The 17,672-nt window shown below is 56.5% G+C and carries 12 protein-coding genes; 5 read left to right on the forward strand and 7 right to left on the reverse strand.

The features are described 5' to 3' along the window. Positions 1–6 precede the first annotated feature (6 nt). From AC0V6N_RS06690 to AC0V6N_RS06710, 5 genes are all read right to left on the reverse strand, one after another. Positions 7–2,397, reverse strand: coding sequence for a glycoside hydrolase family 3 protein (locus AC0V6N_RS06690; RefSeq protein WP_486170806.1), 2,391 nt, complete (start codon positions 2,395–2,397; stop codon positions 7–9). 90 nt (positions 2,398–2,487) lie between these two features. Continuing rightward, a complete protein-coding gene (locus AC0V6N_RS06695) occupies positions 2,488–3,690 on the reverse strand; it encodes an MFS transporter (RefSeq protein ID WP_486170807.1) in 1,203 nt (400 codons plus the stop codon). Next, the gene (locus AC0V6N_RS06700; protein ID WP_486170808.1) at positions 3,687–4,742 is read right to left on the reverse strand and encodes a LacI family DNA-binding transcriptional regulator; all 1,056 of its coding nucleotides are present in this window, start codon (positions 4,740–4,742) and stop codon (positions 3,687–3,689) included. Before AC0V6N_RS06700 ends, AC0V6N_RS06695 begins: the two co-directional genes overlap by 4 nt. A gap of 25 nt (positions 4,743–4,767) precedes the next feature. After that, entirely contained in the window at positions 4,768–5,748 is a 981-nt protein-coding gene (locus AC0V6N_RS06705) for a glycoside hydrolase family 16 protein (protein WP_486170809.1), read from the reverse strand. 121 nt (positions 5,749–5,869) lie between these two features. Continuing rightward, positions 5,870–9,208, reverse strand: coding sequence for a TonB-dependent receptor (locus tag AC0V6N_RS06710; RefSeq protein ID WP_486170810.1), 3,339 nt, complete (start codon positions 9,206–9,208; stop codon positions 5,870–5,872). Positions 9,209–9,406: 198 nt separating this feature from the next. Here AC0V6N_RS06710 and AC0V6N_RS06715 point away from each other — a divergent pair, with 198 nt between their 5' ends. Then, the gene (locus tag AC0V6N_RS06715; RefSeq protein ID WP_486170811.1) at positions 9,407–10,933 is read left to right on the forward strand and encodes a tryptophan halogenase family protein; all 1,527 of its coding nucleotides are present in this window, start codon (positions 9,407–9,409) and stop codon (positions 10,931–10,933) included. Positions 10,934–11,044: 111 nt separating this feature from the next. Further along, positions 11,045–12,178 (forward strand): hypothetical protein, encoded by a 1,134-nt coding sequence (locus AC0V6N_RS06720; RefSeq protein ID WP_486170812.1) that lies wholly within the window; start codon positions 11,045–11,047, stop codon positions 12,176–12,178. 6 nt (positions 12,179–12,184) lie between these two features. Here the strand turns inward: AC0V6N_RS06720 and AC0V6N_RS06725 are convergent, their stop codons facing one another. Continuing rightward, positions 12,185–12,709: a DUF3429 domain-containing protein gene (locus AC0V6N_RS06725; protein ID WP_486170813.1), complete on the reverse strand. Its 525-nt coding sequence runs from the start codon at positions 12,707–12,709 to the stop codon at positions 12,185–12,187. 11 nt (positions 12,710–12,720) lie between these two features. Between AC0V6N_RS06725 and AC0V6N_RS06730 the strand changes: the two genes are divergently transcribed. The 3 genes from AC0V6N_RS06730 (at position 12,721) to AC0V6N_RS06740 (ending at position 15,555) form a co-directional block, all read left to right on the forward strand. After that, entirely contained in the window at positions 12,721–13,494 is a 774-nt protein-coding gene (locus tag AC0V6N_RS06730; protein WP_486170814.1) for an SDR family NAD(P)-dependent oxidoreductase, read from the forward strand. 104 nt (positions 13,495–13,598) lie between these two features. Next, positions 13,599–14,966: an ABC1 kinase family protein gene (locus AC0V6N_RS06735; RefSeq protein WP_486170815.1), complete on the forward strand. Its 1,368-nt coding sequence runs from the start codon at positions 13,599–13,601 to the stop codon at positions 14,964–14,966. A gap of 88 nt (positions 14,967–15,054) precedes the next feature. Further along, entirely contained in the window at positions 15,055–15,555 is a 501-nt protein-coding gene (locus tag AC0V6N_RS06740) for a low molecular weight protein-tyrosine-phosphatase (protein WP_486170816.1), read from the forward strand. A 17-nt stretch (positions 15,556–15,572) separates the two neighbouring features. On the opposite strand, the gene recG is transcribed toward AC0V6N_RS06740, so the two are convergent. Then, positions 15,573–17,636, reverse strand: a complete 2,064-nt coding sequence (gene recG, locus AC0V6N_RS06745) for an ATP-dependent DNA helicase RecG (RefSeq protein ID WP_486170817.1) — start codon at positions 17,634–17,636, stop codon at positions 15,573–15,575. Positions 17,637–17,672 lie beyond the last annotated feature (36 nt).

The following is a 17,672-nucleotide window of genomic DNA, read 5'->3' on the forward strand; positions in this document are numbered from 1 at the left end:
TTCCCGTCAGAATGAGCACTGCGTTCCTTCTGCCACGTCCTCGCGGACGATTGAGCTGATCTGGATAGTGACAACGTTGTCTGAGGTAAAGGACAACTCGTTGCCCGTACTTCCCAAACATGCCGATGTCAGAACCATTTCTCGCCATCCTTTGCCCTCCGCTACCGACAATGGCTGGGTGATGTCGAGCGCCTCGCCGCCTGCTTGCACAGTTACGCTGCCGGTAGGCCGAGTGTTGATCGCGTAACTAATGCGCCAAGCACTATTGGCTTCAGGTCCACGCAAAGTCAGGCTGGCACCAGAGGCAAAAGCGATGCTGCGCGCGTCTTCCTGCGCGTTGCGATCAAGACCGGTTGCCGTGATGCCATTGCCAGCACCGCGAAGATCAGCAAGCACGGCATTGTCTGCCACGGCTTGCACCAAGTCATTGAGACGCCCGCCTGTGAACCATGCCCCAGCATTGCCGACGTTGAGCGCATCGCACTCTTCGCTAAGCGTCGCGATTTCGCTCGCTGCGCCATAATCTAGCCCAAAGCCGCGCGTGAACAGCGCGCCTTGTGGGCCGTTTAGTGGCATTCCATTACAAGTGGCAGGCCAGCTAAATGAGAGCCGGCCCGTCGGAGCCTGCGCTCCATAGAACACGTCAGCAACCCCAGCGCCTTCACTTCCAGGCAGCCAAGCGGCGACAAACGCATCGGCTGCGTTAATCTCACGATTCATCCACAGAGGACGACCTGAAAGGAAGACGGCGACTGTTTTGATACCTTGTTCACGATAGGCGCGCAGCAGTTGGAGGCCTTCTTCATCGCGGAAGACCATGTCTTTGCGATCTCCAACGAACTCAGCATAGGGTTGCTCACCAAACACTACGACAGCAACGTCAGCCGCGCTTGCGGTTGGCACACCGCCCTCAATAGCCAGAGTAGCGTTTCCGCCAGAGGCCTCGGCCGCGGCGGCAATGCCCCCGTAGATCGAAGTCGCGCCCGGGAAATGATCTGCAGTGAGATCGCCGCCGCCCTGCCAAGTTACAGACCAACCGCCTGCTTGCTGTGGGATATTGTCCGCAGCGGTGCCAGCGACGATGATATCAGCACCTTCTTGCAGTGGAAGAACGCCATCGTTCTTCAGCAAAACCAACGATTTGGCCACGGCTTCACGCGCCACTGCGCGATGATCGGCAGAACCAAGCAATTCCCACTGGCCCGCATTAGGCCGCTCAGATGGACGCACTTCCGTGCTGAACATGCCCAACTGCTCTTTGAGGCGCAGGACACGCGTTACCGCTTCATCAAGGCGCGCCATCGGGATGGTGCCGTCATTCACCTGATCCACTAGGGTTTCGTAAAGACCCTTCCAATCCTCTGGCACCATATACACATCGAGACCGGCAAGCAGCGCCTGCGGACAATCAGTGTTGGTGCAGCCAGCGACTTGGCCGTGACCATTCCAGTCGCCAACAACCAAACCTTCAAAACCCAAATTGCCGCGTAACTCGTCGTTTAAAAGAGGACCATTGCCATGCATTTTGCGGCCATTGATCGAATTGAAACTGGCCATGACACTGGCAACACCAGCCTCAATCGCAGCAGGGTATGGCGCGGCATGGATCGCCATCAACTCGTCGAGATCGCCGTTCACATCGCCTTGGTCGACGCCTTGCTCGGTCCCACCATCGCCAAAGAAATGTTTGGCGGTTGCAGCAACCCGGCCCTGCCCTAGATAGTCGGGATCACCGGGACGACCTTGTAATCCCTCGATCATTGCAGCGCCCATGGCTGAGACGAGCGCTGGATCTTCAGAATAGCTCTCATATGTCCGGCCCCAGCGATCATCACGCGCCACCGCCACTGTGGGAGCGAATGTCCACTCAATGCCTGTCGCCTCAATCTCGGCAGCGGTCGCCTGACCAATGCGACGGATCAGGTCGGTATCTCCTGTCGCTCCTAGGCCGATATTGTGCGGAAATACGGTCGCGCCGATTATGTTGGCATGTCCGTGCACGGCATCAGTGCCCCACAGGACAGGGATTACCGGCTCGCCAGCAGGCAGCGGCTGAACCGAGGCATCCCAATAGGCATCCGCCAGCTCAAGCCATTCAGGTGCAGGAGCCAGATCATTGTTATTCGGGCCTGAATTCCCACCATTCAGGACGGTTCCAAAGCGATATTCTGCTACATCCGCAGGAGTGATCGAACCGATATCTGGCATGATGAGCTGAGCGACTTTTCGTTCGACACTCATGCGCGAGACCATGTCAGCAATTGGCTCTCTTGGTCCCAACTCAGCGATTGGCTCAGAGCCTACAGATTGCAATGAGCCCTGACCACACCCAGCAAGTGCAGCCGTAAGCGCAACGCTGGCCGCTGCCAGACGCAATTTTTTCCGTATTTTGAGCAAAGTCCCTCCCAAGAACTTTATTGTTCTGATCCCGTTGAGAACGTTCTCAACACACTACAAAGCATGTGTCGAAATGCAAGTGCGAAGCGTCTATTCACGCACAGGAAGAGTCGCCAGAAGCAGCGCAGCTGCTATCGCCAACGCTGCGAAAAGCGCAAACAGCGCCGAGAATCCAAATCCTGGCACAAGACTCAACGTCAACCACGGCATAACAAGCGAAGGAACAGTATTGGTCAGATTGAAAATGCCCATATCGCGGCCGCGATTTCGCGGACTGGGAAGCACTCTTAGAGTTTGCGATGTGTGCAGTGACAGAAACACCGATGCAGCGATGCTGAACACAACGTAGCCAATGATCGCGTGATTCAGCTCACTGGCCAAAGCCATTCCGCCTAATCCCAATGCGGAAAGTAGCGCGCACACAGCAAGCGGAGCGATCGGCTGTTCTTTTACATCTGACCAGCGCCCGGCCCACAAGGCAATGGGCACGGAGATAATGAGGACCACGCTGAAGATATTGGCTGCAAAATTCTCATGCACGCCTGGTGAAAGTGAGCGGAGCCAAAAAAGTAGGAATGCAAACAATCCTGCCTCAGCAATCTGCACCAAAAAGCGCGCGCTCCACATACGAGATACTGCAGAGCGGCTGCGCAGATGATCTTGGCTCGCTGCATCAGTCGGCGCCTGTTCCCGCATTAACTCTGGCTTCACGCGCCCTTTGCCCAGTAGCAACACGGGAAACACACAGGCAAAGACCAAGCCAGCTACGACGATCAGGCGCTCCTCTGCGGAAACCAGCGCTTCAAACGTCACCAGCGAACCGGCAATCGCTCCTAGCGCAGGCGCCACTGCAAGCGCTCCGCCCAGCACACCTTTTTGACTGTCAGGAAACAGGTCTCCTGCCCATGCAACCAATGGACCCAGCATCATATTGAGCCCAACTTGCCATGCCATGACGATCACAATCAGCTCGACGACATTGCGAGCATAATCCAATGAGACAAGCATAATTGACGAGCAAATTAGTCCGGCAAGCACCCAGAGCCGGCGGCGTCCTTTGCGATCGCTCAGCATTCCAAAGGCGATATTGGCAAGACTCGCGATCACTGCCCCATAAAACGTGACGCGGGCCAGTGCTTCGACGTCTTCATTGCCTAAAAGCGCAGTGATCTTTAGCGGCAAAAGAACGGTGAGCAGTGGCACATAGGCGATTGCGCCGCCGCCCGCGGCCAGTGCGAAGAGAGCCAGAAACCAAGGGGGCTGCTTATCCGGCGCAGACCGTAGTTCGCTCAACGTATTCTCGGCGCTGGACCAGTGGACGCGCGTTCTACCAGACCAGCTTCGATGTCGATAACACCGCCTTTATGCGGCTTCTTCCCAAGCGTAATCAGCCTTTCAACCGCGGCTGAAACTGTCTGCGCAATCGGCTGATCCACCGCTGACAAAGGAGGCTGAGAGAAGCGCACAATAGGTGTGTTGTCGAACGAAATGAGCGAGATATCACGTGGCACATGCATGCCCCGGTCGCGAACCACTTCCAGCGCAGCCAACGTCATTTGATCGCTGCTGCCTATAATTGCCGTTAAATCTGGATTGCGATCAAGCAATGCGCGCGTTGCCTGCGTGCCAGAATGATAACTGAAATCACCGCCCTCATGCAGGCCATCACTTGTCAGCCCGTGTTCCTCCATTGCCCGCCGCCACCCGGCAACCCGCCACCCACTCAAACTGTATTGGTCAGGACCAGCGATAATCCCGATCTTGGTATGTCCCAGCTCTATCAAGCGCGAGGTTGAAAGATGTGCTGCCCCCTCATCACCCATCGTGAGCGGAATTCCGGCGGCCTCCTCGTTGGATCCAATGCGAGCAAATGGGATGCCCCGTTTTTCAAGCAAACTGGTCATCAGTGCGTTTTCAGAGTGTGGTGGCGTTAAGATCACGCCATCAGGCTGAAGCGCAGCAATTGTGGCATCGAGTTCCCGCTCCACATGATCTGCATGCGTGTCCACCAACTCCACCATCATTCGATAGCCATGCTTTGAACAGGTCAGAATTCCACCCAGCAGCATCTGATCGACCCAATCCGTGCCCTGACGCTCGCGCCAATCGGCCAGCGTGCGCTCACGATCATTGATCGCTAGGATTATATAAGAGCGCGACCCGCTCATTCGTTGCGCGGCAAGTGAAGGCACATAGCCAAGTCGATCAATCGAAGCCTGCACCTTTTCGCGCATTTGCGGACGAACATTCGGGCCATCATTGATGACACGGCTAACCGTTTGCAGCGAAACGCCTGCATCCTCCGCCACTTCGCGGATTGTTACCGATTTGTGTGCCCTACCCAATTTCGCTGCCCATCCTCAGCTGCACTTACTTGATACACGCGCGACCCGTTTCACGGTCACTTTCGCATTGATAAACTCTGATCCAATCGATCACGAATTGCGCGGGAACGCTTGAATCTGCAAGCCCCTTGTCATTTTCGCGCTCAGGCCATGCCCCGCCAACAGCCAAGTTTGCCATTACATAAAATGGTCGATCAAACGGCGCATTTGGGTTACCCTGCGCTTTGTCAGAGCCGGTATCCCAATCCTGCGCGGTATAGGTAGCGTGCACCCGGTCATTGACGAGGAAGCGGATCAGTCCCTCCCCCCACTCAACTGAGTAGATGTGGAATTCATCGGACGGCAGAACAGCCTCAGGCAGCGCCGTCTTACTGTCGACATAGCGATTGTTTGGCGACAAATCACCAAAATGCAACGCGCTAACGGTACGGTTTTCGCCCACATCGCCTTCGCATCCATCGCAGGTCGCGCCGATATTGACCGCTTCTAAAATGTCGATCTCACCCGATAGCGGCCAGCTACCATAATGATCATAGGCCGGCATCATCCAAACCGCGGGCCACAGGCCTTGGCCCGCTGGAACCTTTGCACGCACTTCAATCCGACCATAGCGCCAAGCGTGAAGGCCTCGAGTTCGCACTTTGCCAGAGGTGTAGTCTTGGGTGAGCACTGGATTTGGATCTTCGGCGATCTCAGGTGGGCGCGCCGGGCCAGCAAAACGCTCTTCACGCGCGAGCAGTAGCAGGCGCCCGTCCTCTACCTCTATATTCTCGGGCCGGTCAGTATAGCACTGGCGCTCCTGATTGCCGCCACCCCAACACGATTGCTCCGGTATCCATTTGGACCGGTCTAGGGCATCGCCCTCAAACTCGTCCCCCCAAACCAACTCCCAGCCCGCGCCTTCAAGGGGAGCGACAATCAGTTCAGCGGAATGATCAGCGGAAAGTGGCGCTGAACAACCCCAAAGAGCCACCGTCAATGCGCCGATAATACTCGCGTTTCTCATGTGCACCTTTAAGCTCCCGTCGAAAAACGCACCAAAGCTGAGTAAGAAGAGGGGACCTTGCCCCCTCAAGCAAAGCCCCCTCCTACTCCTTGCCTCGCACTAAGCGAGCATTGAATGCGGCTTAGAAATCGAAGCGAGCAACGAACGTATAGCGACGGTCATTGCGGAAGGCAGAGCGCGTGATACGCGTCCCGTCGAAATCGACCACTTGGCTGGTCCGCGTCACCTCATCGAGAAGGTTCACACCCTGCACACCGAGTTTGAGGTAGTCGGTCACTGAGTAGAAGATAGACGCATCAAGCTGACCGCTTGATTCCTGATAAATTGGCGAGAACGGGTAGATATCATCGCGAACGGTGATCAGGAACTCCGACCGCCAGTTATAAGCTGCACGCGCTGACAATGGCCCCTTCTCATAGAAAAGTGTCGCATTGACCGTGTGCTCTGACACGCCTGCCAAAGGTTGAGCAGCCACAAACGGGCCTGCATTCAGCGCCTCGGTCGAAGTGGTGATCGACGATTGGCCTGCCGCGGCAAGCAATGGGTTGCTGAAGTCACCAGCGTCGACATAGGTATACGTCGCCGATCCACCAAAACCACTCAACAAGCCTGGCAAGAAGTCAAATGTCTGTTGCCAGCCAAATTCAAACCCTTTGAGCCAACCATTTTGCGAGTTTGCTGGGCCATCGACTTCGATTGCCAAAGTGCCCGCGCTCACCGTCTCAAACTCGACATTGGTAAACTCGCGGTCGATGAAGCCGTCCACATCCTTCGCAAAGATCGTTGCGGTAATCGAGCCCACATCGTCGAAGTACCATTCTGCCGAAAGGTCATAGTTCCACACCTGCACTGGGCGAATATTTCGATTACCCGTCTGCAGGCCAAACATTGGACCATCAATCACTTGCGTGACCTGAGTACCGTTCAAAGCGACCAAAGCGCCGGTTCGATCACCAATCCCGCCGCCAGAGCGGAAGAACTGCAGATCAGGCCGATCGATGTTTTTCGAAGCGGCAAAGCGGAATAGCAAACCGCCGCCCACATCTAGCTTTGCATTGAAGCTAGGCAGCCAATTGTCGAATGTGATCTCACGACCATCAATCACGACCTCGCCCGAATGGGCTGCAGCAAATTGCGCTAGGCGATCCGCAGACAATTCGCAAAAACCGCGCGCCTGACCCGCATTTCGAGCAACATCCAAGCCGGGCTGTTGGCATAGCGCCAGAACTTCATTGACCTGCACAATACCATCATTGTTGGAGCTCGGGATGAGAGGTCCGTCAAAACGGTCAGCTGTAGGCAGGTTAATGTTACCCACGCTGGTCACTTCGGTTTCCACATAACGCAAACCAAAGTTACCATCGAGGCTCCAGCCATTGTTGAAGTCATGACCAAAATCGAGGCGCCCATAGGCAGCCTTGGTGACTTCAGTCACCTCAGAAATATCGCCTGCGCAGAACACGCCATCGACGGCGCATGCTCGCCCGCGAATGCCGTAATTGCCGAATTCAGGTGTTTGACTGAATGTCGCGATCTCTTCGAACTGACGATCAACCGCGCCAGAGAGATATTCTGCGAGGAAGTCATCGCCGCCGATGAAGAAGGCGCCGCCATCAGCGACAGGCACTGGCGCAGCACCGCGCTGGAAGTTGTCACCAAATACGGGGCGGAACTGCGAGAAGTTGGGGAACTCATCAGCAAATGCACCGCCGGCAATAGCGAAGTCCTGACCCGGCAGACCCGTGAAGTAACGACCCGGTTGGAAACCACCGGTCGCAGCACAACCAGGCCCTGCGTTCCAAGGCGCACAGCCAGCCCGCCCAGCCCAAACAGCCGAAAGGTTGCCCCATGTGCTGAAGTTGGTGTTGCGCGTCGTCCGGTCCCGCTCAGCCCAGCGTGCGCCAAAACGCGCCGACTTGAAGAAGCCATCATCGCTGATGTCATACTCAGCATCAAAGCGCAGGCTATCCATGTCGCCGTCATTGCGCTCAGCGCTGTCGAGGCCGAACCAATAATAACTGTTAAAGCCGCTGGTGAAGTAATCAGCAGGCGACCCTTCGGGCGCCAGGAACTGGACTTGCGGTACTTGACCACTCGCATCAATTGATACGTCAGCCCAGGTACTCATGGCACCTAGGATCGAGTCACGGTTAAGATCCGAAGAGATGCGCTGCGCTTCAAAGTTGACGCGGAAACGGTCCGTCACACTCCATTTTGCGTCAAAAGAGAAGTCTTCTGTAACTGCTTGAGCGGAACGCTGGAAACGCAACGACTCAAGCGGAATTCCGCCACGTCCGAATGGCGTTGCATAAGCATCACCGACGCGCTGTGTCAGCGTGCCGCTTTGGAATATGCCATCGTCATCATAAGTGAATGCCGATCCTGCGCGCGCGGTTGGATTGAGCGCGTTATCGTTGACCAGCGAAATTAGAGAATATTCGTCAGTGTCGAATGTGGTCTCGGACCGCAGCCATTCGAAGGTCGCAACAAAGTCTCCCGTCGGATCTTCATACTGCAGAACAGCCGACCAAGCTTCTCGGTCACGGTCAAGGTTGGTGGTACGAACACCAGCACCGCGCGGCACGAGCACGGATCCTGCAGGTGGGAAATTGGTCTCATCAGCCAAAGCAGGACCAAAGAAGCCACCAGAATTCACATCTTGAGCTCGAAAACAGCCACCATTGAGGTCTGGATCGCGATAGCAAGGGTCGGTAATTTGGCTGGCATCTGTTCGGCTCTCAAGCTCTGAACGTGAATAGCCAAGTTGCAGCCCAAGCGACCCACCATCGGTGGTGACGGTAGTCGACCCGAGGAAAGAAAACTCTGGCGAAGAAGTTTCGCGTAGGTCGCCGTAGTTGATCCCAAATGTGCCTGCCAGACGAGTACCGGGAGTGTCGAGCGGCTTGCGAGTGACCAGATTGACGGTGCCAGATGCCCCACCTTCGATCATATCGGCAGTCACATTCTTAAACACCTCAACCCGGCCCAAAAGCTCAGGGGAGACATCGTTGAAACTCAACACCCGGCCACCAGTGGCAGAGAAAATGTCACGTCCGTTAAGCTGCGAACGCGAATAAGGGAGACCGCGAATGATAACGCCAGTACCCTCTACCGAGAACCGGTCCGGGTCAGTGGTCTTCTCAAAGCGACCAATGGTCACGCCAGGAATACGCTGAAGCGTTTCTGCAACGGAGCGGTCAGGCAGCGCGCCAATATCTTCGGCGGTGACCGCATCAACAAAGGTGTCCGAATCGCGCTTTATATTCTGCGCATTCTCAAGCGAGGCGCGGAAGCCGGTGACGATAATCGCATTTCCTTCTGCGGGATCGCTGGTGACTTCTTCTTGATCCTGCGCTTCTGCATCCTGCGCATGGGCAGGTGCAGCGACAGCCATTGCAAGCCCGGAAGCTGTGCTGAGAACAAGCATGCGCCGCGAAGACGCGATTCGACCGGTATTCATATTGTGTATCCCCTCCCGAGAATCCCGTGATGACACTTTTGTCATTCCTCGATTGACCAAGTGGTAGACCAATTTGTGAGCGTTCACAAGACTTGCAATATTTAGTTCACATTGCATTGTGTCTCCCAAGACACAGCAAGCGTAGGAATATGGCGTCAAAAGCCGTCCGCGCATTGCAAATGGGATAGAGGATAGATCGTGGATAAGGCTCGGGCAATTAAGGACATTGTGATAGTTGGCGGGGGGACCGCCGGGTGGATGGCAGCGGCTGCATTGTCGCGACTCAAGAAAGGGCGAGAGCTCAACATTACCCTCGTTGAATCCGAACAAATCGGCACGGTGGGTGTGGGCGAAGCAACAATTCCACCGTTTGTGGGCTTCAATGATTTGCTTGGGATCAAGGAAAGCGAACTGCTCGCAAACGTGCAGGGCACCTTCAAACTAGGTATTCAATTTGAAAATTGGGGAAAGCTAGGCGACAGCTACATTCATCCCTTTGGCGCCTATGGCTATTCGATGGGTGGGATTTCCTTCCACCACATCTGGCACAAATTCGCAGGTGATGGCGACAACCGGCCAATCCAGGTCTTCAATGTTGAAACCATGGCCGCCTATTTCGGTAAGTTTATGCGGTCCGAAGACTACCAAAAACAGCGCGATGACCTGCCGCCGATCAATTACGCCTACCACCTGGACGCAGGCAAGTACGCGGCCTTCTTGCGCAAGCTTGCCGAAGGACGCGGCGTTGTTCGCCAAGAGGGCAAGGTCGGCGATGTCGCGCTCGATGGTGAAAGCAGCTTTGTCACTTCGGTGAAGTTGGAAAGCGGGCAAAAGATCGCGGGCGATCTGTTCATCGACTGCTCGGGTTTCCGCGGCCTTTTGATCGAGCAAGCATTGCAAACAGGCTATGATGATTGGAGCCAGTGGCTCCCTTGCAACCGCGCTGTCGCCCTGCCCTGTGGCCGAGATGACGGTGGCCCGCCTCCGCCATTTACCAGAGCGACAGCGCACGCTGCTGGATGGCAATGGCAAGTGCCCCTGCAACATCGCAACGGCAACGGCCACGTCTATTGCAGCAGCTATATGGAAGATCAGGATGCGCTCGACATCCTCCTTGGAAATATCGCGGGCAAGCCGCAAGCAGATCCCAATTTCCTGCGATTTACAACAGGGCGGCGTAAGAAGTTTTGGAACAAGAATGTCGTGGCACTTGGCTTGGCAGCGGGCTTTATGGAGCCGCTTGAATCCACTTCGATCCACCTGATCAACACCGGCATTGATAAGCTGATTTCGCTGATCTCAATGGATGGAATTACGCAGGCGCAGGAAGATACATTCAACCGGCTCACGACCAATGAATATGCGCGCATCCGCGACTTTCTGATCCTGCATTACAACGCCACGACGCGCGATGACACGGACTTTTGGAATTACGTGCGCACCATGGATGTGCCCGATACGCTCACGCAGAAGGTCGAGCTATTCAAAGCCAATGGTCAGATCTTTCGTGAGGAAGACGAGCTGTTCACCGAAACCAGTTGGGCAGCTGTGATGATGGGGCAGGGTTTGGCGATGGAAGGGCATAACGCCATGGCCGATTCACTCGACCAATCAGAGACGCGTAAAGAAGTCGATGAAATGGAGCAATCGATCCGCTTCCTCGTGCAAAATATGCCGACCCATGGGGATTATCTCGCGCGCTACTGTCCGGCCAAAGCGGCGTAGCACCATTTGTAATTCTCGACGCACCAGAGAGTTGGAACTAGCGTTGATAGCGTTCACAAAATTTGCAGAATTCTTCATGTGTGAAATACGGCGGACAAGGGGAGAGGGTAAGTGAAGTTTACAGCAGGGCTTTTGGTCGCAGCAGCCGTGATGGTGGGCTACGGGATGTCAGTCGCTCCCGCTCACGCACAAGATAACTCATCGCTTTCACAGCTAGATGCGCAGCTACCTGGCGAGCTGGTCAATGATCCATCCCGCATCGATTGGCAAAGCTATGGCGCGGATCTCGCGGCCTCTGCCTTGGTTGACGAGAGTATTCCAGGTGGCGGTGCGGCGCGCCGATTTGAGATTAAGCGCGCCGCCGAATTCATCTATTCCGCAGGGACCAATATCCCGCTTACAAAATCGGTTGCCGCAGGCGAGACTGTGACCGTGGGCTTTTACGCACGGACTATCTCCGCCGACACCAATGATGGACACGGCGTGGTCCGCGTTCGCTTTCAACGAAACGTCGAGCCGTATCCCGGCTTTGGCGAAAAGACACTTTCCATTGGGACGGAATGGACCTGGTACGAAGTGACAGCCACCGCAGAACAGCGATTGCGCGACAGCGATGGCATTATCGCAGTTCAGTTTGGCCGGACAAGGCAAACACTCGAAATCGGCCAAGCCATCGTCGTCAGTGGCGCTAACTCTATCGCCGCGACCGGGCCAGTTAATGCTGCGCCTGCGGCTTTCGATATAGCTGAGCTTGAGATGCCAGACACGCTCGAGGGTGTAGGAACACTGGTCAACAATCCGGGGCAGGCTTCGTGGAAGTTTGATGGCTCAGTTGGCACCTATGAAAACCGCGAAGAACGCGGCATCTGGATGATGCGCGCAACACGCTTTGTGGTGGAGGATGCAGGGTCAAACCTCACCGATCTTGCCGCGACAATTCCCATCAATCAGGCGATCAAAGAGGGCGACAATCTGGTCATCGCCATTGCCGCGCGTACAATCAGCGCGAACACGGAAGACGGTAAAGCGGTGGCTGCATCACGCATTCAGGGCACAAACCCACCGTTTGATAGCTTTGCCTCCAACCGTTTCCGCGTTGGCTCGCAGTGGCAGCTGATCCGTATTCAAACCCGCGCGCCGCGGGGATATGATGCAGGCGGCGCAGAGCTGGAATTGTATTTCGGCGGATCAGAGCAGCAGGTCGATCTCGGCCCCGTCTATGTCTTCAAAGTTGAAGGCGAATAACGATCGTTAAACAATCGCTTCGGCGACAAAACCAAGAGCAATTGTGAGCGCGCCAAGGCCCACAGAGAGGTGAATGCGCAGCCTCATAAAGTCGCCTTGCGCAAAGCCCAATTGCCGGTCAACAAATGGCGATAGCAAGATCAGCACTCCCAAATAAAGGAGCGCTGGTCCTGGCCAATCCCATCCAAGGCTCCACGGCAGAAACAATGCAACCGCCAACAGGCTGGGCATCACGGCGATGAGATATGCGCCTGCCCCAGCCTTACCGTTCTGGATCGCTTGGCCCCACCAGACACCGCCTAGAAAGCTGAATATCGCGGCTGAATAGGCAAACCCTCCAGCCAATGCGGTGTATTGGTATTCGTGACCGGTTGCGGCCAACGCGAGGCAGATGATTTGAGGCAGCAGCCCCGCATATCCCAAAGCGCGCGCTGCGGGTGTCAGTGTGTTTCCATCGTCCATGCTGCCAGCAACACAGACGCTCATGCCAAGGTTCCCGTCAAACTTGCAGCCACCGTGAATTTGCGCCACGCCTTCTCCCCATGAAACTGTTTGATCTTTCAGGCCGTGTGGCGGTGATCACTGGCGGCAATGGTGGGCTTGGCCTTGGTATGGCTCGCGGCCTAGTGAAGGCTGGCGCCAATGTCGCAATTTGGGCTCGCAATGAGGCAAAGAATACAGCCGCATGTGATGAACTGAACGCATTGGGCGGCGGAGAGGCCATAGCGCTGACCTGCGACACCGCGGATGACAGCCAAGTCGAAGCGGCGATGGCGGCCAGCCTAGAGCGCTTTGGCCGCGTCGATGCAGCTTTTGCCAATGCCGGGATCAGCGGGGCAGGAACCCGAATTCCTGATATAACCAGCGAAGGATGGGATCACACAATGGCCGTGAACGCGCGCGGCCCCGCCCTCGTCTACAAACACGCATCGCGCCATATGATTGAGCGCGCTGAGAACGGCGATCCGGGTGGCAAGCTGATTGTCACCTCATCGGACCAATCCATCATGGGAGTGAACAAAAGCTCCGACTACGCAGCCTCAAAAGCGGCCGTGAATGCTCTGACCCGTGGTGCAGCGTTTGAGCTGGCGCGTTATCAGATAACCGCCAATGCCTTGCTGTTCGGCTTCTACGAAACTGAGATCACAGCCAAAGCGCCGCCGAAATTTGCGGAATGGATCGCAAAGCGGGTGCCATTGGGCAGGCCGGGCGATCATGAAGGGCTGGAAGGTCTCGCAGTTTTCCTTGTCTCGCCCCACAGCAATTACATCACCGGCCAGTCGCTGCCGGTGGATGGCGGCCTCAGCATAAGCTAGGCGAAAGCGGAACATGCCTTTCACATGGGCGTTGGACAGCTAAGATATCAACGCCCCTGACGTTCAAGGATTTTGCCCCCGTGCCTCAAGACACGCCTCACGACATGCCGGACTTTGACGATAGCTCTGCGGATCGCTCGCGCGAAAAGGCGGTGCCTTCCGGGCGTTTGGCGCGCTTTGGCACGTTTGGGCGATTGGTTGGCGGCGTGGCTGGCGGGATGGCGGCGGAGGGCGCGCGCAGACTTGCAAGCGGTGACAGCCTGTCTCCGCGCGATCTGATCCTGACCCCCGGCAATGTGCAGCGCATGACCGACCGTCTCTCCCACCTTCGCGGCGCAGCGATGAAGATGGGGCAGATGATCAGCATGGATGCTGGCGACTTACTACCGCCCGAGCTTTCGAAGATCCTTGCGACCTTGCGCGATCAGGCCAATTTCATGCCGACCAAGCAGCTTGATCAGGTGCTAAAGGCAGAATGGGGCTCCGATTGGCGCAAGCAGTTCAAATGGTTCAACCCGCGCCCCATCGCTGCGGCGAGCATTGGTCAGGTGCACAAGGCGCTGACCCGCGATGGCGAATTATTGGCGATCAAAGTCCAATATCCCGGCGTTGCCAAGAGCATCGATAGCGATGTCGACAATGTGATGACGCTGCTGCGCGTAGCAGGCTTTGCTCCGCCGGAATTGGAAGTCGATAAACTGCTCGCGGCTGCAAAGAAGCAACTGCACGAAGAGGCCGATTACCAGCGCGAAGGCGCGCAAATGGCAATGTATCGTGAACGGCTTTCTGACGTCGAAGGCTTCGTAGTGCCACGCCTGCACGAAGGTCTGACGCGCGGAACAATCCTTGCGATGAGTTTCGAAGAAGGCGTCTCGATCGAGGAGCTTGAGAAAGAAACGCCGCAGCGCCGTGACGCAACGATGGAACGGCTAATGCGATTGGTGGCGCGCGAATTGTTCGACTTTGGCGTCATGCAAACAGACCCCAACTTTGCCAATTTCCGCTTCCGCCCCAGCACGGGCGAGATTGTGCTGCTCGACTTTGGCGCATGCCGCGATGTCGACCCCGATGTGGCCAATGGCTATCGCCGCATGTTGCAAGCCGGCCTGAGCGGCAACCGCGAAGAGGTGTTGGCAGCTACAATCGAATCCGGTTTTATGATGCCAATTGTTGCGAAGAAGCACCCTGAGCGCGTCAACCGGATGATCGACATTGTGATCAATGAAATGCGCGAGGATAAGCCGTTCGACTTCGGTGATCGCGCATTTGTGCCGCTGCTTCGCGAAGAAGGCATAGAAATCGCCAAGGACAAGGACACTTGGGCCTTTCCGCCGATTGAAACCTTGTTCGTGCAGCGCAAGGTGAGCGGCACGGCGCTGCTGGGCGCGAGGCTTGGCGCTCAGGTCAATATTCGCCGGATGACCGAAGAGGTATTGGCCAATACAAAGCCGCTTCCAGCGAAGGCTGCCTAGGCGCGCTGGACATTACGCGCACGCAAACCGCATAAAATTTCAGCCCCATGCAACTTGCATATCACGCAAGTGTGGCTAAACGACATTTATGGTTAACGCCGGGGAAACCAGACCTTCTGTGCTGTTTGTCTGCTTAGGCAATATCTGCCGCTCGCCAATGGCAGAGGGAGCACTGCGCGCAGCGGCTGAGGCGGCTAGACTGGATATCAGCGTCGATTCAGCTGGAACGGCAGATTACCACATTGGAGAGCAGCCTGACCCGCGAGCGATTGCCACCGCACGCTCATACGGCATCGACATCTCAGGCGCGCGTGGTCGTCAATTGGCCGAAGACGATTTCTACACCTTCACCCACATCTTCGCGCTCGACAGCGCCAACATGGCCGGGATCAATTCCCGTGCACCGCGCCAAGGGACCGCAAAGCTTGCGCATTTGCTGGATGTTTTACCCGGTGAGAAAGGCGTGCCTGTCGTAGATCCCTATTACGGTGATGAGGCTGGTTTCGAAGAGTGCTGGCAGGTCATCAACCGGGCAACCGACGCATTGCTCGCACAGCTTTTGAAGGACGGCGCAAACGCTGAATTCTAACGTCTGGATTTGGTCCACTACCCCCCACGAAGCAATTGAACGCCCCAATCCCGTTCAAATAGATAGAGCAGCACTCGCGCAGCTTCACCGCGCGGTGAGGTTAGGCCACCATCGCGCTCAATTAGTAATCTTGCATCAGCATGGGCTGCGGGCAGCAGCTCTTGCACTTGTTCAAGATTGGCGATGCGAAACGCGGCCTCTCCCGATTGGCGAGTGCCAAGCAATTCACCGCCACCGCGCAGCTCCAAATCCTCTTCGGCAATACGAAAGCCATCTTGGGTCTCGCGCATCAAAGCCAGCCGCTTCTTACCCGTTTCGGAAAGCTCATTTCCGCGCAACAGTAGGCAAACCGATTTCTCACTCCCCCGCCCAACACGTCCCCGCAACTGGTGAAGCTGCGCAAGACCGAAGCGCTCTGCCTGCTCAATCACCATGAGCGTGGCGGTGGGCACATCGACGCCCACTTCGATCACCGTTGTAGCGATCAGCAATTTGGCCTGCCCGCTAGCGAACCGTTCCATATTGGCGTCTTTATCTTCGGGTTTGAGCTGTCCGTGGACCAACACCACATCCTCGCCAAAACGTTCTTTGAGGGACGCGTAGCGCGCTTCTGCTGCAGCAATGTCCGCGACTTCGCTTTCGCGGACCATCGGACACACCCAATAGGCTTGCTGTCCGGTAGCAAGATGGCGCTCCACACCTGCGGCGACGTCATCCAGCCGTTCCTGCGCAACAACCCTTGTATCAATAGCCTGACGTCCCGGAGGCAATTCGTCGAGGCGGCTCACATCCATTTCGCCATATTGTGCCAACGTCAGACTGCGCGGGATGGGTGTTGCCGTCATTGCAAGCGTGTGGGGAGCGCGCCGACCCTTGGCCGCTAAAGCCAACCGTTGAGCCACGCCAAAGCGGTGCTGCTCATCAATCACCACCAGCCCCAGATCTTTGTAAGACACGCTGTCCTGAAAGATCGCGTGGGTGCCGACCAGAATGTCTATATCGCCACTCAGCAGGCTCATCAGCAGCCCTTCACGCTCCCTACCTTTGGCCCGTCCTGTCAGGATCGCAACTTCAACCCCCGTGGGCGCGGCCATTTTGCGCAAAGTCTCGAAGTGTTGCCGCGCGAGAATCTCAGTGGGAGCCAGCAGCGCCGCCTGCTTGCCCGCTTCATTGGCAATCAACATCGCTTCAAGCGCCACGACGGTTTTACCTGCGCCCACATCCCCTTGAAGCAGGCGCAGCATCGGCGCCTCTTGCTGCATATCGCCTTCAATCTCGGCAACGGAGCGTTTTTGCGCGCCCGTCATCTCAAACGGCAACTCCAACTTGGCGCGCAGGCTCCCGTCACCTTTAAGAGGTTGCCCTTTACGCCGCCGACCGTCCGCCCGGACCAGCAGCAGCGCGAGTGAATTTGCGAGCAGCTCATCATAGGCGAGCCGGTCACGCGCCCTTGCATTGCTGTCCTTATGCGCCAGATGCATCGCATCACGCCAAGCGGGCCAGCCAGCCTTGTCGAACTGCCCCGGTTCAATCCATTCCGGCAATTCGGGCAAACGCTCCAAGCTTTGCGAAACGAGCGATCCCACTCGTGGCTGCGTCAATCCTTCGGACAGAGCGTAAACCGGCTCATTCATCCGCGCGAGATGCGCTGCGGAATCCTTCTCAACATGGTCCGGGTGCACGATCTGGAGCATATCGCCATAGCGGTCGAGCCGTCCGGCGACCCAGCGCTTCTCCCCCACAGGCAGCTGCTTTTTCGCGGTGTAGGAGGCACGCCCAAAGTAAGTCAGCGCGCAGATATTGCCCGCCTCATCCTGCGCCATCACCCGGTAAGGCCCCCGCCCCGGATTGTATGGAGCGCGGTGTTCGGTCGCGGTGAGTGCAACGATCACCTGCTCCCCCACTGTCCCGTGATCCAGATCAGCAATCGCGCGCCGCGTCACAAACCTTTCTGGCAAGTGATAAGCAACATCCTTCACCCGCGTCAGGCCAAGCTTCTCCAATGGCTTGGCAAGCTTTGGCCCCACGCCATCGAGCGTCTGGCTTTCTGCAAAAATAGGATTGAGCACGTCGGGCCGCATAGCCCCCTCTATACCCGGTTGCGCCCGCTTCGCGAG

The organism is Erythrobacter sp. S57(2025) (assembly GCF_057365055.1).